The organism is Pseudomonas sp. TH10 (genome assembly GCF_016651255.1).
GTDB lineage: Bacteria > Pseudomonadota > Gammaproteobacteria > Pseudomonadales > Pseudomonadaceae > Aquipseudomonas.
The window spans coordinates 1-21,686 of the sequence record NZ_JAEKEG010000043.1 but is presented as its reverse complement, the minus strand read 5'-3'; the positions used below and the strand labels follow the sequence as shown (position 1 = coordinate 21,686).

Below are 21,686 nucleotides of genomic sequence, written 5' to 3'. Positions count from 1 at the left end.
AAAGCACTTGCCCGGAGATGATTCATGAGCCGTATCGTTACCGTCGCCGCCACTCAGATGGCCTGTTCGTGGGATCTGCAAGCCAACCTCGAAATCGCTGAAAGGCTGGTTCGCGAAGCTGCTGCCAAAGGCGCGCAGATCATCCTGATCCAGGAGCTGTTCGAGGCGCCGTACTTCTGCCAGAAACCCAACGCCGATTACCTGCAACTGGCCACCCCGGTCGAAGACAACGTCGCGATCAAACATTTCCAGAAAATCGCCAAAGAGCTGCAGGTGGTGCTGCCGATCAGCTTCTACGAGCTGGCCGGGCGTGCACGCTTCAACAGCATCGCGATCATCGACGCCGACGGCAGCAACCTCGGGATTTATCGTAAAAGCCATATCCCGGACGGCCCGGGCTACCACGAGAAGTACTACTTCAACCCGGGCGATACCGGCTTCAAGGTGTGGAATACCCGATACGCGAAAATCGGCGTGGGCATCTGCTGGGACCAGTGGTTCCCCGAGTGTGCCCGCAGCATGGCGCTGCAAGGCGCGGAAATCCTGTTTTACCCGACCGCCATCGGCAGCGAGCCGCACGACAAGACCATCTCGTCCCGCGACCACTGGCAGCGCGTGCAACAAGGCCATGCCGGCGCTAACTTGATGCCGCTGATCGCCAGCAACCGAATCGGCAATGAAGAGCAGGACGGCTACGACATCACGTTCTACGGCTCTTCGTTCATCGCCAACCAGTTCGGCGAAAAAGTGCAGGAGCTGAATAAAACCGAAGAAGGTATTCTTGTGCACACTTTCAACCTCGACGAGCTGGAACATATTCGCAGCGCGTGGGGTTCATTCCGTGACCGCCGGCCAAATCTGTACGGCGCGTTGAAAACCCTCGACGGTTCCCTGGAGTCCTGATCCCGATGACCACATTGAAAAGTACCCCACGCGCCGACGGCTTCTACATGCCGGCCGAGTGGGCAGCACAAACTCAAACCTGGATGATCTGGCCCGAGCGCCCGGATAACTGGCGTCTGGGCGGCAAACCGGCGCAAGCCGCACACGCGGCGGTGGCCAAAGCCATCGCGCGTTTCGAGCCAGTGACCGTTGCCGTGTCCGCCGGCCAGTACGAAAACGCCCGCGCGCGCCTCGACGTGCCGAATATCCGCGTGGTCGAGATGTCCAGCGATGATGCCTGGGTTCGCGACAGCGGCCCGACGTTTGTCATCAACAACGGCGGCGAAGTGCGCGGTGTGAACTGGGACTTCAATGCTTGGGGTGGTTTCGACGGTGGTCTGTACTCGCCGTGGAATCGTGACTCGCAAGTGGGTGGCAAGATTCTCGAAATCGAGCGCAGCCCGCGCTATCGCACCGAAGGTTTTGTGCTTGAAGGCGGCTCGATTCACGTCGACGGCGAAGGCACCCTGATCACCACCGAAGAGTGCCTGCTCAACCGCAATCGCAACCCGCATTTGGGCCGCGAAGAAATCGAAGCGGTGCTCAGCGCCAATTTGTCTGTGGATAAAATCATCTGGCTACCGGACGGTTTGTTCAACGACGAAACCGACGGTCATGTGGATAACTTCTGCTGCTACATCCGTCCGGGTGAAGTGCTGTTGGCCTGGACCGACGATCCGCAAGACCCGAACTACCCGCGCTGCCAGGCCGCAATGAAAGTGCTGGAAAGCGCCACCGACTCCAAGGGGCGCCCATTCACGGTGCACAAGATGCCGATTCCGGGGCCGCTGTACGCGACCGAAGAAGAGTGCGCTGGCGTCGATCCGGTGGACGGCACGCAGGAGCGTAATCCGTCTGTGCGTCTGGCCGGTTCCTACGTGAATTTCCTGATCGTCAACGGCGGCATCATCGCGCCGAGCTTTGACGATCCGATGGATGCTCCGGCGAAGGAAATTCTGCAGAACCTGTTCCCGCAGCACGAAGTGGTGATGGTGCCCGGCCGTGAACTGTTACTGGGTGGCGGCAATATTCACTGCCTTACCCAACAACAGCCAGCACCGCACAAAGAGTGAGTTGAGTCGTAACAGCTTGAGTTGATTAATAAATCGGCCGGGCAATGATTAGCTCGCTATGTATGAAAACAAGCCCGCAGCCCGTCAGGACTGCGGGCTTCTTTGTATCCGCTTGTCGACAAATGCGAAACATTGGCATAGCTCTTGTATTCGACTGGAGGCACTAGGGAGGGGGAGGAACTTCAACAGTTCTGTCACAAACCTTGGATAACGTAGCCGCTCACGAACGGGGAGAGAGCGCTGGAATGAACGCCGAAGTGAACGTAGTCAGCGAGCGGACTTTGCATCCCATGGCCGTAAACGGCGAATCGCTCCAGATTGTCGCGCACTTTTTGAAGTCCAATGGAACGCGTCAGATCAGGGAACCTGATCCGCGCCGGATGATGATCGAGCGCTACCCCGCTGGCCTGTTCAGCGAGGCAGAACTGGAAGCGTTGTGGGCTGTGATGGAAGGATAAGAAAAACAATAAGGATGGGTGAAAGCGCTGCCGGGATGGCGGCGCTTTTTTATGCACGGTTATTTTGTACAGACCCATTCAATGTGGGAGCGAGCCTGCTCGCGAATGCGCTGGGTCAGGTAATGACGATGCCGGCTGACCCGACGCTTTCGCGAGCAGGCTCGCTCCCACAGGATTTCTGTGAAATCAGAAACTATAGGTGCCGGTCATCACGACGCTACGTGGCGCGCCTGGCTGAATCTGATACTGGCTCGTCGCCGACGCGTAATATTTCTTATCCGCAATATTGTTCAGCGCCGCACGCAAATCCCAATCTTTCATGCGGTAGCCCACCAGCGCATCCCAGCGGCCATACCCCGGCAACACGGTGGTATTGGCATTGTCCGCATAACGCTGGCCGACCAGCGTCAGGCCGGTCTCACCGTACCAGCCCATCTCCGGTTTCCAGGTCAGGAACAGGCTGCCGTTGTGCTTGGCAACGTTGTTGATGCGTTTGCCTTCCAGGCCGTTGTTGTCCTTCTCGATGGTTGCATCCTGCACGCCGACGCCACCGCGCACGTACCAGTTACCGACGATGTTGCCAGTCGCGGTCAACTCGATCCCGCGAGAGCGTTGCAGGCCGGACATCACGGTCAGGGTCGGATCGTTGGGATCGGTGGTGCGGCGGTTGTAGAGCTCCAGGTCATAGATCGCCAGCGTGGTGCTCAGGCGATCATCGAGCCAATCACTTTTCACGCCGATTTCTTTCTGCTTGGTCAGCTCGGGACTGAGGTCGTTGGTGTTGCCGGCGGCGCCGGGGGTGATGCCGATCAGGCCACCGCCCACCGGCGAGAAGGTCTTTGACCACGAAGCGTAGAACGAGTGATTGTGCAGCGGCGTCCAGACCAGGCCTACGCGTGGGCTGGTGCTGTGACTGTCACGATCTTCGGACATGTTGCGCAGCTTGTTGGTCGACTCGATGTCGAAGGTGTCGTAACGCAGACCGCCGAGCAGTTGCCATTGATCGTTCAGGCGCAGTTGATCCTGGACGTACACTGCGCGGCTTTCGACTTCGGTGTGGCTGCTGCTGGAGACTTGCATGCTGCCGGTGTGGCGCAGGTCACGATTGGGGTTAAACAGGTCGAGTGCCGGCACCGGTGAGCCGCCTGGCCCGGAGGTAGCAGCGTTGTACAGCGTCGGATCACGGCGCTGGCTGCCGGTTTCAACACCGGTGAGCAGGCGATGCTCAAGCCCGAACGTATCGAAACCACCTTCCAGCTCGACATTGTTAAAAACGTTACGGGTGGTCAGGTCCTGTTGCCAGTGCTGGCGCGTGACCTGGTGGGTGGCCGGGGTGTAGCCGGTCTGGTAGGTGTTATCAAAATCACTGTTGAGCTTGAATACGCCCAGGGTATGGCGAAGTTGCCAGTTGTCGTTGATTTCGTAAGTGAGTTTGGAGCGCAGGGATTGCGACTTGTCGTCGATGAAGTCGTGATCGCTGCCGTAGGTGGTATCCCGTCCTACATCTGCCGGGCGGCCATTCACCCCAGGCACGCCACGGTCGGGGGTGCGGTTGTAACGGCTGTACTCGTACTGCACCAGCCAGTTGAGGTCCGGGGTCAACTGCCAGCTCATCGATGGCGCGAATAGTTGGCGATTGCCGCTGACGCCATCGCGAAAGCTGTTTTCATCCATGTTGCCCATGTTCAGGCGCAGGCTGATGTTCTCGCTCGGGTCAGTGCTGAGATCGGCGTACAGGCTGCGCAGATCTTCGCTGCCGCCCTGCGCTTCGATGGTCGAGCGGCGGCCGGCTTCCGGCATCTTGCTGACACGGTTGACGATCCCGCCCTGACTGCCACGGCCATACAGCACCGCTGCCGGGCCTTTGAGTACCTCGATCTTCTCGATATTGTGCAGGTCGCGCACGTACTGGCTGTCGTCACGAATGCCGTCGAGGTAAAAGTCATTGCTGGCGTCGAAGCCGCGAATGCGCAGGCTATCAAAACGGGTGTCAGCGCCACTGCTGACGTTGGGGATGCCACTCGAGTGCCGTGCCCAGGTCGTTGGTGCCGTAGTCCATCACGTTCGCGGTTTTCACCGAGTCGATGGCCTGGGGAACGTAGCGCACTGGTGTCGCCGTGCGGGTCGCCGTGCTGGTTTCCTTCACTCGCGGGTCATCGGCCTCAGTTTCAGCGCTGATGGAAGTCGCCGGTAATGTGGTCGGTGCGGCGTAGGAAAAACCGGCAGAAAGTACAGCTGAGAGACCCAAGCTGAAGGGCACAAGGCGAAAAGGGGCAGGCATTTTGGAGGGCGCGTCCGTAGGATTTTTGGGATGTGGCTAAAACGGCGCGAATGATAATGCGTGCTATTTACTTTCGATAATTATTCCTGAAAAGTACCCTGGTTCGATTGTTACTAATCATGTCGGAAACATTACATTGATGATTCCTTAGACGATTTTCGCCTATTTAAAGACGATTCTTGAAATTGACACATTGTTCAGGGCGCGGCTACGATTCGGCCCAACGCCTGTGGCTAACCGCCATGACTCAAAATAATAAGAAGGCCCGCCATGACTTTGTCGTGGGCGGGTCTTTTTGTTTCGGGGTGAAAAAAGAGTGCAATAGCGCCGTTTCAGCCGTTCGACACAGCGCGTTTCAACCCGTAATAAGGAAAACAAAATGTTGAACAAGCGAATCAGTCTGATCGCACTGGGGATGTTGAGCGCCACACAGGCCATGGCTAACGACCAGGCCGAATCCAAGGGTTTTCAAGAAGACAGCAGCCTCAAAGTGCTGCTGCGCAATGCCTACATCAATCGTGACTACAAAGATGGTAACGACGACAAAGCCGAATGGGGCCAAGCGGCCATCGGTACGTTCTCGTCGGGCTTCACCCAAGGCACCATCGGTGTCGGTGTGGATGCTTTCGGTCTGTACGCACTGCGTCTGGATGGCGGCAAAGGCCGCAGCGGCGCGGGTGGTATCGACTTCTTCAAGCAAGACAACGGCAACGTTGCAGGCGAGCACGGCGATGCCGCCAACGATCTGGCCAAGGCTGGCGCAGCGGTAAAATTCCGCTTCTCCAACACCGTGCTGACCTACGGTGACCAGATGCCGGCACTGCCGGTGCTGAACTACGATAACTCCCGCCTGCTGCCGGAAAGCTACACCGGTACTCTGATCACTTCCAAAGAGATCAAGGGCCTGGAACTGAATGCCGGCCGTTTTACCGCCGAATCGCGCAAGAGCGATGAAGGCCGTGACAGCGGTGGTCTGAAGTCGATCAACGTGTTGGGCGGTAGCTACCAGTTCACTGAACACTTCAAGGGCGCGCTGTACGCTTCCGACGTCGAAGACGTATTGAAGAAGCAATACGTGAACGCCAACTACGTGTTGCCGTTCAACAAGGATCAGTCGCTGACCCTGGACTTCAACGGTTATCGCACCAAGCTGGACAACTCCTATGTCCGCGAAAACGGTGTGACCGGCGACGACAACAAGATCTGGAGCCTGGCAGCCACCTTCGCCACTGGCCCGCACTCGTTCACCGTGGCGCACCAGCGTTCCACCGGCGACAGCAACCTGGGCTACGCCTACGGCGGCTATCAGAAAGATCAAAACCGTGTCGGCGACGGTGGCAATACCATCTACCTGGCCAACTCCTACTGGTCGGACTTCAACGCTGAAGACGAACGCAGCTGGCAACTGGGCTACGGCCTGGACTTCGGCGCATTCGGCGTACCGGGCCTGAGCTACAACTTCGCTTACGTGCGTGGCGACAACATCACCACGTCCACCAGCAGCGGTGGCACCGAGCGCGAAATCTTCAACCAGTTCAAGTACGTCGTACAAAGTGGTCCGGCCAAAGACCTCAGCGTGAAACTGCGCAGCTCGATCCTGCGCGTGTCGCAGAAATCCAGCGAGTACAACGTTGGCGGCAATGAAGTGCGTGTATTCGTGGATTACCCGATCAACATCTTCTGATGCCCGATCCGGTCTAAGAAACGTGAAAAAGCCCCGACTGGTTCGGGGTTTTTTTATTTCCGGGCGTTGGGTTTTTGTCCGCAGGGTGTCATGTCGCTGAAATCGTATTTCGAGAACACGTGTCGCGAACATGTCGTCGGCGGCGACACGTTCCAATAACGTGTCGCAAAAAGTGGAAAATGATTGATTACCTGACGTAACTAATGATGTTCCCGCCCCCATCTTTATCCCCTCCACCCAACTCCCTACATTGAGCTCCAACACCTACCCATCATTCCGAGGGCAGGTCACTGGAGATTCCTCATGCCTTTCGTCAGCGTTCGCATTACCCGCGATGGCGTTACCCCAGAGCAGAAAGCTCAGGTGATCGCCGAAATCACTGAAACCCTGGAACGCGTCCTCAATAAACGCCCGGACCTGACCCACATCGTGATCGAGGAAGTCGACACCGATAACTGGGGCTACGCCGGCATGACCACCACTGCGTACCGAAAACAACTGGCCGAAGAGGAGGGCAAGTCATGACCGCGTCGGTCACCGTCGATTTCGTCTCCGACGTGGTGTGCCCCTGGTGCGCCTTGGGTGCCACGGCGCTGGAGCAAGCGATCGCGAATGTGGCGGGTGAAGTCTCGGTGCAGCTCACCTACAAACCCTTCGAGTTGAACCCGGACATGCCGGCAGCCGGCGAGAAAGCCGTAGAGCACCTGATGCGCAAATATGGCCGCACCGCCGAGGAAGTCGCCGCCGGCAAGGCCATGCAAATCGCTCGCGGCGAAGCCATCGGCTTCAAGTTCGACCTGGAGAAACGCAGCCACTTCTACAACACCTTCGATGCACACCGCCTGCTGTTGTGGGCCTTGCAGCAAGGGCGGCAAATCGCACTGAAGAAGATCCTGCTGCGCGCCTACTTCGCCGAGGGCCAGAACCCCAGCGATCAGCAAACCCTGGTGCGCCTCGCGGTGGAAGCCGGGCTGGATGAGGACGGAGCACGTGAAGTACTGACGTCCGGCGCCTTCGCCAGCGAAGTGCGCGAGCTGGAAGGTTTTTACCGCCAGCACGGCATCAACTCGGTGCCGGCCATGGTCCTCAACGGTCGTCACCTGGTGTCCGGTTCACAGTCGGTCGAGTACTACGAACAGATGTTGCGACAAATGGCCAACGCCCCCGCTGAAGCCTGATTACTTACTTTTCAAACCATCATTTCTGAGTAGAGGTTCATCATGAGCAATTCGAGAAAAGTCATCGTTATTACTGGCGCATCCCAAGGCCTCGGCGCCGGCATGGTCAAAGCCTTCCGTGATCTGGACTACCAGGTGGTTGCCACTTCGCGGTCGATCAAAGCCTCCACCGATCCGGACATCCTCACCGTGGCCGGCGACATCGGCGAACCTGAAGTCGCTCAACAAGTCATCCGCGAAACCATCGCCCGTTTCGGCCGCATCGACACCCTGGTCAACAACGCCGGGATCTTCGTCGCCAAACCGTTCACGGACTACACCGCCGAAGATTACGCCGCCGTGCTGTCGGTGAACCTCAATGGCTTCTTCTACATCACCCAACTCGCCATCACCGAGATGGAAAAGCAAGGCAAAGGGCACGTGGTCAACATCACCACCAGCCTGGTCGATCATGCGATCGATGGCGTGCCTTCGGTACTGGCGTCGTTGACCAAAGGCGGCTTGAACGCGGCTACCAAATCCCTGGCCATCGAGTACGCCAAACGCGGGATTCGGGTGAATGCGGTCTCGCCCGGCATCATCAAGACGCCGATGCATGGTGAGGAGACTCATGCGGCGCTGGGGAGCCTGCACCCGATGGGGCACATGGGCGAGATCGATGATATTTCGCAGGCTGTGGTGTATCTGGACAGCGCCAAGTTTGTTACTGGCGAGATTTTGCATGTTGATGGTGGGCAGAGCGCGGGTCATTAAGACCGGCTTTTCTGAATCCTGGAATCAACAAAGCCCTCGCTGCGAGGGCTTTGTTGATTTATTTGCTTCAGGTTTGCCAGAGGTTTCCGGGGACAGCCACGGCGATAACCCGCACGCGATGCGCACTATCCATTTCTGTTTTTCACTGCTTTCTTTTCTACGCGCATCGTGCAGCAACTCGCTATAACTACTGCCCGATAAAAGCAGAGTAACTAGTCGGCAGACAAAGCCATATCCCGAAGCTGTTCGACGCTTGGCCGGTATATGCGGATACTCGGCCATTGCCCGCACAGAAGTGCGAGCGCCCTTGACGGGGCTGCCACAAAATTTACAAGTTACGAATTGATGTTAACGTCATGACTAAAGATACCTTCCAGGTAAAATCGCCTCTTATTTCATTACTTTTTCAATGAATCGGGATGAAGTACAGCTTTCAGGTCTACTCCACAAAAGAGCAATCTTACCCTGATTGCCCGCATCAGAAGCTAATTTACTTAAACAAATTATAGCTATCACCAAAGCATTAGCCGTGGGTAGCACTTCCGGTTGCTGGGTGCCCGGCATGGTCTCCATCGGTCTCATACGATGATAATGCGATGTGTGCTGTATTGTAATGTTTGCTTGCCCACCCTCTCCTGGAACAAGCAACCAGGGCATGAAAGGGCGACGAGATTTTTCGTTTCTAAAGTAGAAAAACGTCATGAGTTGAATTAGAGTTCCTACAGAGCTTTGGAGCTGTTATCTAAAGCCTTGTATTTCATAAGGTATTAGAGAGCCAACTGCTGGATTAGTGACAGCGGTGGAGGGCAAGGATCGCAAATGCATAAGAAAACCGCGCGCGTAACTATATTGATTGACCTTCCAACTAAAAAAAAATTAGAGGATCTGTCTGAGTCCGTCGATTTAACCGTGTCGCAAATCCTCAGGAAATTAATCAAAAATCACCTGAACGAGTCTGAACAGTCGATCGGTTTTTCTTCGGAGCAACCAACCGATGATGACACTTTGCCACTTGGCTAGTACGCAGGTACTAACTTTGCAGTGGGCAGTGTTTAACGCATGGCACGGCATCTGTCGGTGATCATTACGAGAGTTCGATTATCGCCCGGAATATCGCTTGTCTTGCCAGTAGCCTGGTTCATTTGACGTCGATAACGGATTTTCTTATGTCTTTGAAACAGCAGTTAATCGCTTGTTACAACCTTTTAAATGTCCAGGAAGCAGGCCTCATTGCCAGCGACGGCGTCCGGGCGGCCTGTACATTATTTTTCGCGATAAGCAACGGCACGCAGCGGGCCAAGGTTTTCCACGTCACCGCCCAATCCTTCGACGATGCGTGGAGCAGCGCTCTATCAAATTTTCCTCAATTACAGGCTCTACCTGAGCAGGAACAGTCATCCGGGCGGCTATGGCTAAGGGTAGAACGTGCAATCAACCTGACGACCCTGTCGTGGACGCAATTGCAGGAGCGTCTCAAGCGCCACAAGCGCAATTATTTCCGACACGGCATCGCCTTCGACCAAGACCTGAAAACCGCGATCACCGAACAGGAAATCAATGCCAACGCCATTCTCTACGGCGGCCCCACTGTTCCTCTCAGCAGTTTCAACATGGGTAATTTTTCGGTCTACGTAAAAAGGCGTTTTGCCGATGCCGCGGCTCTCGCGGCCGCTCGACATGCACAAGCCCATCCTCAAACCCCGGTCTATCTGTTCCAGACCGAAGGGGTCTTCTGTGCCGAAGACGGTATCGCCCATGAGCTCAACAGCAGTGGGCTCGATGTCGGTCGACGCAAAACCGGTGTTCTGGATGCGGGTGAGATCCGGGACAAGGTAGTGACAGCCTCTGACTTTCTCTCTCGTCAGGTCAAGGACAGCGGGCAGTTCGTCTACGGCCAGTTCCCCTGTTTCGATCGTACGATCCAGAACTACAACGCCCTACGTCATGCCAGCACGACCTACTCCATGGTCGAAGCCTGGGCGTTACTCAGGGATGATGCACTCGAAGCCTCCATACATCGTGCCCTTGATTACCTCACCCTGACGCTGATCAAGCCCTACACCCTGCCCGATGGCAGCACCGCCGCCTTCCTGGTGGACGTAGGCGACGAAATCAAACTGGGCGGCAATGCGGTATGCCTGTTGGCCCTGGTGAAATACAGCGAAGTCACCGGCAGCCGAGACTACCTGCCACTGCTGGAGGCGCTGGCCAACGGCATTGCCTGGATGCAAGACCCGCAGACCGGGGGCTTCAACCACGTCCTGCATGCCACAGACCTGAGTGTCAAAGCGCCTTTCCGGATTATCTACTACGACGGTGAAGCGGCCTTCGGACTGATGCGTCTCTATGGCTTGAGTGGCGATGCGCGCTGGCTGAACATTGTCGAAAGGGCCTTCGATTATTTCATCGCCAAGGAACACTGGCGCGAGCACGACCACTGGCTGAGCTACTGCGTCAATGAGCTGACCCGCTATCGGCCCGAGGAAAAATATTTTCGCTTCGGCCTGAACAACTTCATCGACTACCTGGGCTTTGTGCAGCAACGGATCACCACCTTCCCGACCCTGCTGGAGTTGATGATGGCGGCACAGGAAATGCTGCAGCGCATCGAGCAGTTGCCCACGCTGTGCCATCTGCTCAAAGAGGTCGATCTGCAGGCGTTCTATCGTGCCTTGCATCACCGCGCCGGGCATTTGTTGAACGGTTACTTCTGGCCGGAAGTGGCGATGTTCTTTTGCAACCCGGCACGCATCGTCGGCTCGTTCTTCATCCGCCACCACGCCTTCCGCGTGCGTATCGACGATGTCGAACACTACCTTTCCGGGCTGATTGCGTATCACAGTTACCTGCTCGCGGGCGCACCACGAGTTCGGCACGTGCTGTCGGGTGGGCAACATGGCATCGGCGGTTGGCACTGGGACGCAGAAAGCGTTGCGCAAGCCACGGGTGGCACTTGGGTGGTAGCGCCAGCGGCAAACTGGCGAGCCAGCGGACTGGCCCCCACCATGGCGTACTTCAAGCCCCAGCGCATGTTGAACCGCATCCCGAGGAGTGTCGGTCCCAATGAAGCCCGGTTGGCGCGAATATGGGCCAAAGCCGAGCCACAACAACGTCCGTCCGCTTTCGTGTGTGTCGACCCGACACCCTATCTCGATACCGGCCTGCCAGTGCTGCAAATCCCGGAAACGGTCGACGCCATGCTGCAACTGGGACGGTATGCCCGACAAGCATTCGGCGGCCAGGTGTTCGGGGTGACTGGAAGCGCGGGCAAGACTACCGTGGTCGCCATGCTCGCCCATGCGCTTCAACCGCTGGGAGCAGTAGCGCAAACCGAGGCCAACGCCAACCTGCCGCAAGGCATTGGCTGGAACATGGCCAGCATGACCGGCCCGGCCTGTTTCTGGGTCCTGGAAATGGCCGTGGGCAGAATGCACATCAACTCCGAACTGGTTCGTCCCCACGTCGCTGTTGTCACCAGCCTGGCGCCGGCACACCTGGAATACCACGGCACCCTGGAAAACCTCGCCCGCAAGAAGAGCGCGATTTTCAAGTCGATGGCACCCGGCGGGCATGCGGTGCTGAACCATGACATGCCTTATTACCAGGTGTTTGCGGATGCCGCCTCGCGGGCGCAATTGACGGTGCTCAGCTACGGCGAGCATGCGCAAGCCGACCTGCGGGTGATCGAGTGTGTGACCACGCCTTCGCACTTGCAGGTCAATGCCAGCCTTCGCGGTACGCCAGTGCATTTCAAGCTGCGCGCGCGTGGCCAGCACATGGTGCTCAACGCCCTGGCGGTGCTGGGTTCAATGGTTGCCGCCGAGTTTGCCAACAGCGCAGGCACTGGCTGCGCTGGAGACATTCGAAGCAGTTGACGGCCGTGGCAACACACTGACCATCACCGGTGGGAACGGCGACTACCAGTTGATCAATGACGCCTACAACGCCAATCCAGGTTCGATGGGTGCCTCGTTGAACATGCTCGCGCAGCTGCCTGGGCTGCCCGATCAGCGGGTGGCGGTATTGGGGGATATGCTCGAACTGGGCCCTGATACCCAACGCTATCACCTTGACCTGGCCGAGCAGCTGCTGGCAGCGTCTCCACGGCATACTTTGCTCTGCGGACCGCTGATGCATGCGCTGTATTTGCAACTGCGCGATCAGTTGAGCATCGAGTGGTTCGAGGACGTCAACGCCCTGAAGGACAAGTTGCCCGAGCACGCCGCACGCTGGTTCCGCGAAGGCGATTGGGTGTTGGTGAAGAGTTCTGGCGGTACCGGTCTCTCGCAGTTGGTCGACTCGCTCACGCAATCCGAAGGCGCAACCGCAGTGCTTTGACGTCATCGCCTTGAAGCGACTCGCTGATATCAGCGAGTCGCTTCAAGGGTGCGCACACCGAGCCGCCGTCTTCAGCCCGATATCGTTTCGCAACTGGTGAAAATCAGGGCCAGAGGCCGGCGTGTCGATCAGTTGTGCCTCCAGCCCGGCATCACGTAACGCTTGATAGAACTGTTCCTGCAGGGCAAAGGGGGCTATCTGGTCATTGCGGTTGCCCATCACGAACAGCGGTCGATCAGGCACCCTGGCGATACCGTCGACATGCTGCAAGGGATCATAAGGATGCAACAGGCCATTGGTGTCGCGCCCTTCGCGGGGCGGCAGGCCTTTGCCGAGGCGAATCATTCGAGCTCGCTCGAGCAAAGCGAATGCTCCCGAAGTCATGACTGCGCACTGCACGTCCTTGCGCCCCAGCGTTAGCAGGGCGGCGACCGCCGTCGCTCCACCGCTGTGCCCGAGCAGCACAAAGCGTCCTATGGAATAACGCTGGCGCAACTGGTCGAGTGCCGCGTCCAGCGCCTGAAATTCGCTGGCCTGGCGACGCTGCCCGTGATTGCCACTGGAACCATAGGTCCCCGGACGCGCGACAATCACCACGGGCACCCCGGCACGCTGACTCAGGGCCGCTGCCTGCTTGTCCTTGGCCCGCAGGGTATTACCGGCAATGGTCTGCGGCGCACGATGCATTTCCATATTGCGGTCACCGTGAAACATTACGATCACCACCGGTGCATGTTCGAGCGATGAAGCACTGAAGTAGCGAATGCAAGCCTGGCCGCTGGCAAACCGGACCCACAAGGCCGAGTCCGAGTCAACGCAACTGGCCTGGTCCGCCGGGGTGTTCCACAACAGCGGCAGGTCATCCACGCTGCGAGCCAGCAGCGGTTCACTGGCTAGCAGGGCCAGGCATGAGAACAACCTTGCCGCGATCGATCCGAGCATCCGGCGTCCTTCTTCCTAGCGCTCGCGCAAGGCTTCGCGAGCCCGGTTCATGGGCTTGATCAGGTAATCGAGTACAGTCTTTTGACCTGTCTTGATATCCGCCGCCGCGATCATCCCTGGCACAATCGAAAACGCCTTGCCGGCCTTGTTGTGCAGCTCATTGTCATTGGTGCGAATGAACACGCGGTAGTAGAACACCTCGGGTTTGACTTCATCCTGAATGGTATCGGGGGAAATAGTCACCACCTTGCCGTCCATGCTGCCGTAGATGGAGTAGTCATAGGCGGTGATCTTGACCTTGGCTTCCTGGTCCGGATGGATGAAGGCAATATCACGAGGCGAAATGCGCGCCTCGATCAACAACTGGTCGTCCATCGGCACGATCTGCATCAAGCGGCCATTGGGGGGATGATCCCGCCGATGGTGGTGACCTCGATGTCCTTGACGATACCCCGCACCGGCGAGCGCAGGGTCAGACGGGTGACCGAGTCGGAGCGGCCCTTGAGGACCGACGACAGGGTCTGCACATCGGAGTTGGCCTTGGCCAGTTCTTCGCCCGCGCGCACCATGTACTCGGAGCGGGACTGGGTGAGTTTCAGCTCGAGCTCGGATTTCTGCCGCTTCAGGCGCAGCACCTCGACGTTGCTGGCGGCGCCGACACGGGCCAGGTTCTCGGTGATTTCCAGCTCGCTGCGCACCAGCCCCAGCGAGGCCCGAACACCGGCCTGAGACTCTTCGAGCCCCTTGCGGCGGGTCTGGTACAGATCGGTTTCGGCCGCCATCAGCGCCGGGTACGCCTTGAGCTCCTGGGGAAACGTCAGCGCGGTACCGTTAACTTCCGCCTGCAACCGCGCAACGCTGGCCAGGGAGGCGCGATACTTGGCCGCACTCTCGCCGAAGTTGGACTCCGTCTTGGTCGGGTCCAGCTTGGCGAGGATTTCGCCCTGCTTGACGATATCCCCTTCGGCGACGTTGAGCTCGGCGACGATGCCGCCCTCCAGCGACTGGATCACCTGCTCGCGGGAGGTCGGGATAACCTTGCCGGTGCCGGTCGAGACCTCGTCTATTTCAAACAGATAGGCCCATACGCCGAACGCCAGCAGCATCAACGCCACACACCAGACGACGCGCGTGGAGCGCACTACGGTAGCGTCATCAAGGTTGTCGTCGCGCGACAGGGTGGGGTCTTGAGAGGATCCGGCCAGGGGGACTCGGGCCTGCTCCGGGTTCACCCCCGAAGTACGATTGTCATTGAGCATCTGAGCTATCCTTTTGCGCAGTCAATTGCATCGGCAGCCGGCTCACTGCGCCGGGTTCCTGGGTTTGGAAAGCCGGGCAATGGCGTTGTCCTTGGTGTCATCGATCACCACCGAACCGTTGTCGACGACGATGATTCGATCCACCAGGCTCAGCACACTCATCCGGTGCGTGGCGATGATCAGCGTGCGCTGCGCGCCCCACTGTTCCAGGCTCTGAATCAGCTTGCGCTCGCTGGCGTCGTCCAGCGCCGCGGTGGGTTCGTCCAACAACACAATCTGCGGCTGGCGAATGATCAATCGCGACAGCAACAGCGACTGCCGCTGCCCACCGGACAGGCCGAGCCCGCCCTCCAGAATCATGTGGTCCATGCCCAGTGCGAATTTGCTGATGAACTCCAGTGCACCGGTCAACGCCAGTGCCTCGAGGATTTCCTGATCACCGGCGTGGGGCGCACCCATCATCAGGTTCTCGCGCAAGGTGCCGTGGAACAACCGTGCGTTTTGGGTCAGCAGGCCCACATCGCGACGCACATCCGCCGGGTCTATATGGCTCAGCCCCACGCCATCCAGCGTCAACGAGCCCGAACCGAGGTCGATCATGCCGGCCATCGCCTGCAACAAGGTCGATTTGCCTGCACCATTGCGCCCAAGCACCGCGATGCGCTCCCCGGGGCAATCTTCAAGTCCTTGACCGTCAAGGCCGGCATGGGTGCGTCTTCGCTGTACTTGAACACTGCCTGCTTGAACTCGAACTCGCCGCGGACCACGGGCAAGTGCACCCGCTTGCTGCCTTCGGCCTGGTCGACCGGCATCTGCATGATCCGGTGCAAGCCCTGCAGGGCCACTTTGGCCTGCTGCCAGCGCGTCAGCACGACGGTGATCTGCGACATCGGCCCCATCATGCGTGACGCCAGGATCGACGCGGCCACCAGGCTACCGGTGGTCATGTCTCCCGCCATCACCATCGGTGCGCCGAACACCACCACCACCGCAAATACCCCTCCCTGTACGCTCTGCGTCCAGGTCACCAGCCCGCTGGTGAGTGTGCGCGAACGCAAGCTCGCCTCGGCAGCGGTCGCATTGTAGTGATTCCATTGCTGCTGGAAACGCTGTTCGGCCTGCAGCATCTTGATGTCGTCCAGGCCTTGCACGGTCTCCACCAGCATGGCGCTGCGCAGCGAACTTTCGCGCATCGACTGGTTGGCCAGCCTGGCCAGTTTCCTCTGTGACAATAACCCCGGGATTACCAGGAGCAACACGGCGGCCAACGGCACGGCCACCAGCGGTCCGGCAATAAACCAGTAGATCACCACGAACATCAGGAAAAACGGCAAGTCGGCCACGGCACTGGCGGTGCTTGAGGTAATCAGTTCGCGAAGTTGCTCCAGCTCGCGCAACTGCGAGATAAACGAACCGGTGGATTTCGGGCGGGCGCTATTACGCAGGCGAATGGCGTGACCGAAGACCAGGTCCGATACGCGCATGTCCGCGCGTTTGCCCAGCAGGTCGGTGATGCGCACGCGCATGACCCGCAGGACAAAATCGAAAAGCAGCGCCAGCATGACCCCACCGAACAGCACATACAGGGTAGGCATCGACTCGGCGGGAATCACCCGGTCGTACACCTGCATTGAAAATAACACCCCGGCCAGGCCAAGTACGTTCGCCGCCAGCGACGCCAACATGACGTGGCCATAGGGACGCATGTCGCGCAGTACGATGTTCCTGAACCAGCTTTTCTCGTAGGGCTTGATGTAGTCATCGACCCGCGAATCCCTGGCCATTTGCACCGGTCGCAGAATCAGCGCCTTGCGCGCTGAAGCGACCAGCTCGGCACGGCCGATGCGACTTTGCAGGCCCTGGTCACCGCTGTAGATAATGCCGCAATCGTCATCTTCGCTGACGGTCTGCAACACGCCGATCTGACCGTCGTCAAACTGCAGCACCAGCGGCAAGCGCCGCTGCACCAGCAGCGAGGGGGTGAAATCGACGACTTTCAGGCTGAGTCCGGCCTGGCGCGCCATCTGGCGCAGCACCTCGTCGACGCCTGCATCTTTGCTCCACTGGGCGGCGATGCGCACATTCTGCGCCGAGCAATCCAGGCGATTGTGCCGGGCGACGGTCAGTATCGCCTCCAGCCAGCCTTCGTAACTGAGCGTGCCGGCCGTCTCCAGGGTCTGGGGTTCGGTGGCGGTGCGGGTATCAAGGTTCACGGCGTCGTTCATGGTCGAATCTCCACACCTTGGATCGTGCTGCTGTCCAGATTGAAGGCCGTGCGCAAGGCACTGCTGTTGTAGAGGCAATCGATTTCCAGGCGGTGCAGATCGGCGGCGGTGTTGGCCCGATCCATCGCGGCCTGGTGGATTTCCTGCTCGGCGTTCAACAGATCGAGCAGCGGACGCGTGCCCAACTCAAGGTATTGCTGGCGGTACAAATCGCGGGTTTCAGAAATACTGCGTTCACGAAAATCCAGGGTCGACAGACGCTGTTCGAGGCTGGAAGTCTGGTCGCGAGCCTCGAGCAATCCCTGGCGCACAGCCAGTCGCGCGGCATCGTTGGCCGCCTCGGCAGCCCGCAGTGCTTGGGCAGCAGCCGATTTGCGGGCGTTGATAGCGCCGCCCTGATACAACGGCACCTCAACGTTGAGGAAGATCCCGTAGCGAGTCCGGTCGCGCCCGTTGGCGGTGCCATTGTCATCGTTGTTGTCCAGGTACTGGGTAGCAGAGGGCTCCAGCGACACAGTCGGCATCCCCTCGGCCCGCGCCTGGGCGATTTGCGCCTGGGCATCGACCTGCTGCGCCTGTGCGATCAACAGCGACGGCGTCAGCACTTCGTCGGCATTGATGCCCTGGCAGGACTGCTGCAACGTATCAGGCACTTGCGCGGAGACGCTGACGGGCCCTCGTGCGCCAAGCAAACTGCCCAGGGTGCTGCGCCAGCGGTTGTAGAGCGCGGTGTATTGCAGCTGCGTGGCAACGGCTGCCTCCACCCGCGAGCGCGCCTGGATCAGGTCGGAGCGGGTGCTGGCCCCCATGTCGCTGCGTTTTTGCGCCAGATCGGCAATGGCTGTAAGCCCTTTGACCTGCGCTCGAGAAATGTTGAGCAACGCCTGGTAGCGCTGCAGTTCGATCACGGCAAAGGCGGTATCGCGCGCTACCTGGTCGATCGCCAGCAGAACGGAAGCCTGCTTGCCGTTGACCCGAGCCACCGCACTGTCCACCGCACTGTCCACCTTGCCGAAGTCGTACAGCATCTGCGATGCCGACAGGGTGAAGGCCTGGCTTTGCCCGTTACCGGTCAGGCCGCTGTCGTAACCGGTGTTGAACCCGCCGCGTATCTGCGGGTAATAGCCGGCACGGGCCACGGTGACATTGTCGTGTTGCTGGTAAAGCTGACCGATCGATTCTGCTATGGCGGGATGCCAGGCAACGGCCAATTGAATGGCGCGCGGCAGATCGAGGTTGTCGGGGACCCTGTTGCTGGGCGCCGCCGGCTGGCTGGCACCGAATGAATCGCCCGGTAAATGCTTGCCCACATCTTTTGGGCTGATGGAGTTGATACGTTCGGGTTCGTAGTCACGTGTCAGTGCTACGGCCCGGTCTATCGTCAATGGCAGTACGGCGACGGCCAACAACGCCAAAAACAGGAACTCGAACCGATCCTTAGGTTTCAAGTAATGCTCCAAATCGGCTTGAGATAAAAATGGACGCTTGTGTGCCATGCCGGTCGTTCAATTCCAGTGGCATGCACGGCATTTCTCAAATTCATTGTGTAAGGCCAGGGCGGCGCAACAGGCGCCGCCTGGACCGTTACAGTTGACTGCCAAGAATGTGAGAAGAGAACGCCAGGCCTTGCGGCCTGACGCTCCCAGCCAACAACGTGGTTAAACCACGTTGACCCCGTTTTGCACCCAGAGCTGATGGGTTTCATCTTCCTGGCTGGTGTACACCACGTACTCCTGCCCGTTCTCCAGTTGAGTGCTACCCACCGACCAGTTGCCCGTCAGATGGACGCTGTCCTGCTCGTCGCCCTGGATAAACAATCTATCCGTCTCGGGCGATGTCACCGCCACCAGGTCTTCCAGGCTTACGGTCAGGTCGACCGCACTGAAGTCGTTCAGGTCGATGCTCTCGATATTGCTGACTTTGCCGACCAGCAAGCTCAAGTTGATCGTCGCATCGCCACCGTCCCAGACCAGGGTGTCGAAACCATCCCCGCCATCCACCGCTGCGAACTCGGTGTCATGGATCGCGATATGGTCAGCCCCGTCGGCACCTTCGGTGATCGTGGCCGATGACGGTTCCTGCACGAACGAGGCTGCGGCGAAGCCAGGGGCTTCGGTGGCAGGATCGCCCGGGTTGGCATCGTCCCAGACCAGATCACGATCCGGCGAGTCAAGGCGTACGAACAGCGTGGCGGTGTCCTCCTGGCCACCTGGAGTGGTGAGTTTGTAGTTGAAGCTGTCCACTTTGCCGACTTCTGCCAGCGCCAGACCCGGGGTCGGCGTGTAGCTGTAGTCACCATCGGCGTGCAACGTCAGGGTGCCGTATTGCCCTTGCACCACTGCTCCGGTCTGACCCGGTATGACGTAGACCCCGTTGATCAACACGCTCAGTACCGTCAGCGTCGAGCCGAGGCTGTCTGCCGGGGAGTGAGCGCTGAGCGCCAGGATGTTGCCCGTTGCGGCGGTCGCGGCACCCGTGACGAACTCCGTCAGGTGGGTGGTGGTCAGTGTTTGCGCCACGGTGATCGTGCCAAGTGTCACCAGGGCACCCGTCGTAGACGTCACGCGATACTGACCTTCACCCAGCGTGAAGGTGTGAGTGGCAGCAGTCGTGCTTTCACCCGGCACCGGTTGCCAGCTTGTGCCATTCCATTTCTGCAGGACCATCGTTGTCTCAGGCAACACGCCGACACCGGCGAAGCTGCGGCTGACAACAAGCTCTGCCGTCGTGTCCGCCTCGACCACGAAGGATTGCCCTGTACCCGTCTGAGTACCGAAGAGCGCCGGAGGCGAGTAGCTGATAGCCGTGAGGCTGGCAGTTTCGACCAGGTTATCGATGCTGATCTGTGCTGTACCAATGTCATCGGTGGCCACCACTTCCACGACACCCGGTGCCGAAGGATCGACAGGACTCCAGGTAACTGTCGAGTCGGTGCTATCGATGCGCACGTACAGGGTGGCCGAAGCCGTCCCGCCCGCCGCTGTCACCAGTTGATAGACGAAGGCATCTACCTTGCCGATGTTCGCCCCATCGCCCGTTGGCGTGTAGCTGTAATCGCCATTGGCAAAGATCGTCAGATCACCGTAAAGCCCTTGTACCAGGGTGCTGCCAGCCGGATTGATAGTGACACCGTTGACTTCGCCGACCGTCGCATCCGCTGCGGCACCTGGAGAGTCCGGCGTGCCTGCAAAGCCGTCATCGGTGATGACGTTTCCGCTGACCTCACCGCCTGTTGTCGTGAAATCGACCAGGCTTACGTTATCGACGCTCAGTTGCGCCGTAGCCGTCGCGCCCACTGCCACGAGTGAAGGGTCCATGGCGAGCGTGAAGCGATACTGCCCGGCCGCCAGACCTTCGATTTTGGCGCTGGTCACGCCCGGACCGAACAGCCCGAGCAGATCGAGCAAGCCGCCGCCTACGCTGCCCTGATCAACCGGAATCCAGCCGCCAGCACCGTCGCTGACCTCCAGTATTGCGCTGAACCCACTGCCCAACACCGAGACCAGATCGCCCGCACCGAAGGACAGATTCAAGGTGCCGGTGTTTTCATCCGACACCGTGAATTCCTGCGACAGCACTGGTACACCGAGCTGAATCCCTCCCACCCCAAGCAACGTGAACACGTTCATGCTGTTGAGCCCGGTGGTGGTCTTAACCGGAGTTACGGTCAGTTCAGCGGTTGCCAGGTCGTCGAAGGCTGTCAGGTCGGCGTCGGCGTCCGCATCAGCATCGGCGTCCGCGTCCGCATCGGCATCAGCATCCGCATCAGCGTCCGCATCAGCATCAGCATCCGCATCTGCGTCGGCATCGGCATCGGCATCGGCATCGGCGTCAGCATCAGCGTCGGCATCCGCATCGGCGTCCGCATCCGCATCCGCATCGGCATCGGCGTCGGCGTCGGCGTCCGCATCAGCATCAGCATCAGCATCAGCATCAGCATCTGCGTCAGCATCGGCATCGGCATCGGCATCAGCGTCAGCGTCGGCATCGGCATCGGCATCGGCATCAGCATCAGCATCAGCATCAGCATCAGCATCAGCGTCGGCATCCGCGTCAGCATCAGCGTCAGCGTCAGCGTCGGCATCAGCATCAGCATCAGCATCGGCGTCCGCATCAGCGTCGGCATCCGCGTCAGCATCCGCATCAGCATCAGCATCAGCGTCGGCATCGGCATCGGCATCGGCATCGGCATCAGCATCGGCGTCCGCATCCGCATCCGCATCCGCATCCGCATCGGCATCGGCGTCGGCGTCCGCATCAGCATCAGCATCTGCGTCAGCATCTGCGTCAGCATCGGCGTCCGCATCAGCGTCAGCATCAGCATCCGCATCAGCGTCGGCATCAGCATCAGCATCAGCATCCGCATCAGCGTCAGCATCAGCATCCGCATCAGCGTCGGCGTCGGCATCAGCATCAGCATCAGCATCAGCGTCAGCGTCAGCGTCGGCATCGGCATCGGCATCGGCGTCAGCGTCCGCATCAGCATCAGCATCGGCATCGGCATCAGCATCCGCATCCGCATCGGCGTCAGCATCGGCGTCCGCATCAGCGTC

14 protein-coding genes and 4 pseudogenes are annotated in these 21,686 nt (G+C 59.1%); 10 read left to right on the top strand and 8 right to left on the bottom strand.

Translation table 11 applies throughout. The features are described from left to right. The first annotated feature begins 24 nt into the window (after positions 1-24). The 3 genes from aguB to JFT80_RS06715 all read left to right on the top strand — a co-directional run bounded on the left by aguB (position 25) and on the right by JFT80_RS06715 (position 2,473). A complete protein-coding gene (aguB, locus tag JFT80_RS06725; protein ID WP_201147339.1) occupies positions 25-903 on the top strand; it encodes an N-carbamoylputrescine amidase in 879 nt (292 codons plus the stop codon). Positions 904-908: 5 nt separating this feature from the next. After that, on the top strand, positions 909-2,015 hold the full coding sequence (aguA, locus tag JFT80_RS06720) for an agmatine deiminase (RefSeq protein ID WP_201147338.1): 1,107 nt from the start codon (positions 909-911) through the stop codon (positions 2,013-2,015). Between the two features lie 245 nt (positions 2,016-2,260). Then, positions 2,261-2,473, top strand: coding sequence for a hypothetical protein (locus JFT80_RS06715; protein WP_007961849.1), 213 nt, complete (start codon positions 2,261-2,263; stop codon positions 2,471-2,473). Positions 2,474-2,557: 84 nt separating this feature from the next. Here JFT80_RS06715 and JFT80_RS25370 read toward each other — a convergent pair. Continuing rightward, positions 2,558-2,644: pseudogene (locus JFT80_RS25370) on the bottom strand (metal ABC transporter ATP-binding protein); the annotation flags it as partial. Positions 2,645-2,659: 15 nt separating this feature from the next. Further along, a pseudogene (locus JFT80_RS06710) lies at positions 2,660-4,754 on the bottom strand (TonB-dependent receptor). Between the two features lie 379 nt (positions 4,755-5,133). On the opposite strand from JFT80_RS06710, the gene JFT80_RS06705 reads away from it, so the two are divergent. The 7 genes from JFT80_RS06705 to JFT80_RS23900 all read left to right on the top strand — a co-directional run bounded on the left by JFT80_RS06705 (position 5,134) and on the right by JFT80_RS23900 (position 12,707). Next, a complete protein-coding gene (locus JFT80_RS06705) occupies positions 5,134-6,438 on the top strand; it encodes an OprD family porin (RefSeq protein ID WP_201147337.1) in 1,305 nt (434 codons plus the stop codon). Between the two features lie 303 nt (positions 6,439-6,741). Further along, entirely contained in the window at positions 6,742-6,963 is a 222-nt protein-coding gene (locus JFT80_RS06700) for a 4-oxalocrotonate tautomerase family protein (RefSeq protein ID WP_045061344.1), read from the top strand. Beyond that, the gene (locus JFT80_RS06695; protein ID WP_201147336.1) at positions 6,960-7,616 is read left to right on the top strand and encodes a DsbA family oxidoreductase; all 657 of its coding nucleotides are present in this window, start codon (positions 6,960-6,962) and stop codon (positions 7,614-7,616) included. The genes JFT80_RS06700 and JFT80_RS06695 overlap by 4 nt, the downstream gene beginning before the upstream one ends. A gap of 42 nt (positions 7,617-7,658) precedes the next feature. After that, positions 7,659-8,369, top strand: a complete 711-nt coding sequence (locus JFT80_RS06690; RefSeq protein WP_201147335.1) for an SDR family NAD(P)-dependent oxidoreductase — start codon at positions 7,659-7,661, stop codon at positions 8,367-8,369. A gap of 819 nt (positions 8,370-9,188) precedes the next feature. Then, on the top strand, positions 9,189-9,389 hold the full coding sequence (locus JFT80_RS06685) for a hypothetical protein (RefSeq protein WP_122840728.1): 201 nt from the start codon (positions 9,189-9,191) through the stop codon (positions 9,387-9,389). Between the two features lie 146 nt (positions 9,390-9,535). After that, a complete protein-coding gene (locus tag JFT80_RS06680) occupies positions 9,536-12,244 on the top strand; it encodes a Mur ligase family protein (protein ID WP_242482816.1) in 2,709 nt (902 codons plus the stop codon). After that, entirely contained in the window at positions 12,195-12,707 is a 513-nt protein-coding gene (locus JFT80_RS23900) for a glutamate ligase domain-containing protein (RefSeq protein ID WP_242482815.1), read from the top strand. Before JFT80_RS06680 ends, JFT80_RS23900 begins: the two co-directional genes overlap by 50 nt. A gap of 42 nt (positions 12,708-12,749) precedes the next feature. Here the strand turns inward: JFT80_RS23900 and JFT80_RS06675 are convergent, their stop codons facing one another. From JFT80_RS06675 to JFT80_RS06650, 6 genes and pseudogenes are all read right to left on the bottom strand, one after another. Beyond that, positions 12,750-13,649, bottom strand: coding sequence for a S9 family peptidase (locus JFT80_RS06675; RefSeq protein WP_201147334.1), 900 nt, complete (start codon positions 13,647-13,649; stop codon positions 12,750-12,752). A gap of 15 nt (positions 13,650-13,664) precedes the next feature. Next, positions 13,665-14,908 (bottom strand): annotated as a pseudogene (locus tag JFT80_RS06670) (HlyD family efflux transporter periplasmic adaptor subunit). Between the two features lie 42 nt (positions 14,909-14,950). Beyond that, positions 14,951-17,133: pseudogene (locus JFT80_RS06665) on the bottom strand (type I secretion system permease/ATPase). Then, positions 17,130-18,548 (bottom strand): TolC family outer membrane protein, encoded by a 1,419-nt coding sequence (locus tag JFT80_RS06660; RefSeq protein ID WP_122840826.1) that lies wholly within the window; start codon positions 18,546-18,548, stop codon positions 17,130-17,132. The pseudogene JFT80_RS06665 and the gene JFT80_RS06660 overlap by 4 nt, the downstream one beginning before the upstream one ends. 243 nt (positions 18,549-18,791) lie before the next feature. Further along, positions 18,792-20,762, bottom strand: coding sequence for a BapA/Bap/LapF family large adhesin (locus JFT80_RS06655; protein WP_242482814.1), 1,971 nt, complete (start codon positions 20,760-20,762; stop codon positions 18,792-18,794). A 71-nt stretch (positions 20,763-20,833) separates the two neighbouring features. Beyond that, positions 20,834-21,686 (bottom strand): hypothetical protein (locus JFT80_RS06650; RefSeq protein ID WP_201147332.1); only part of this gene is annotated, 853 nt, incomplete at its 5' end.

Bases quoted from the DNA above. Each gene is read 5' to 3' on its own strand.
- JFT80_RS06675 (WP_201147334.1), bottom strand. From the start codon at position 13,649: ATGCTCGGATCGATCGCGGCAAGGTTGTTCTCATGCCTGGCCCTGCTA.
- aguA (WP_201147338.1), top strand. From the start codon at position 909: ATGACCACATTGAAAAGTACCCCACGCGCCGACGGCTTCTACATGCCG.
- JFT80_RS06685 (WP_122840728.1), top strand. From the start codon at position 9,189: ATGCATAAGAAAACCGCGCGCGTAACTATATTGATTGACCTTCCAACT.
- JFT80_RS06715 (WP_007961849.1), top strand. From the start codon at position 2,261: ATGAACGCCGAAGTGAACGTAGTCAGCGAGCGGACTTTGCATCCCATG.
- JFT80_RS06690 (WP_201147335.1), top strand. From the start codon at position 7,659: ATGAGCAATTCGAGAAAAGTCATCGTTATTACTGGCGCATCCCAAGGC.
- JFT80_RS06705 (WP_201147337.1), top strand. From the start codon at position 5,134: ATGTTGAACAAGCGAATCAGTCTGATCGCACTGGGGATGTTGAGCGCC.
- JFT80_RS06700 (WP_045061344.1), top strand. From the start codon at position 6,742: ATGCCTTTCGTCAGCGTTCGCATTACCCGCGATGGCGTTACCCCAGAG.
- JFT80_RS06680 (WP_242482816.1), top strand. From the start codon at position 9,536: ATGTCTTTGAAACAGCAGTTAATCGCTTGTTACAACCTTTTAAATGTC.
- JFT80_RS06695 (WP_201147336.1), top strand. From the start codon at position 6,960: ATGACCGCGTCGGTCACCGTCGATTTCGTCTCCGACGTGGTGTGCCCC.
- aguB (WP_201147339.1), top strand. From the start codon at position 25: ATGAGCCGTATCGTTACCGTCGCCGCCACTCAGATGGCCTGTTCGTGG.
- JFT80_RS06655 (WP_242482814.1), bottom strand. From the start codon at position 20,762: ATGAACGTGTTCACGTTGCTTGGGGTGGGAGGGATTCAGCTCGGTGTA.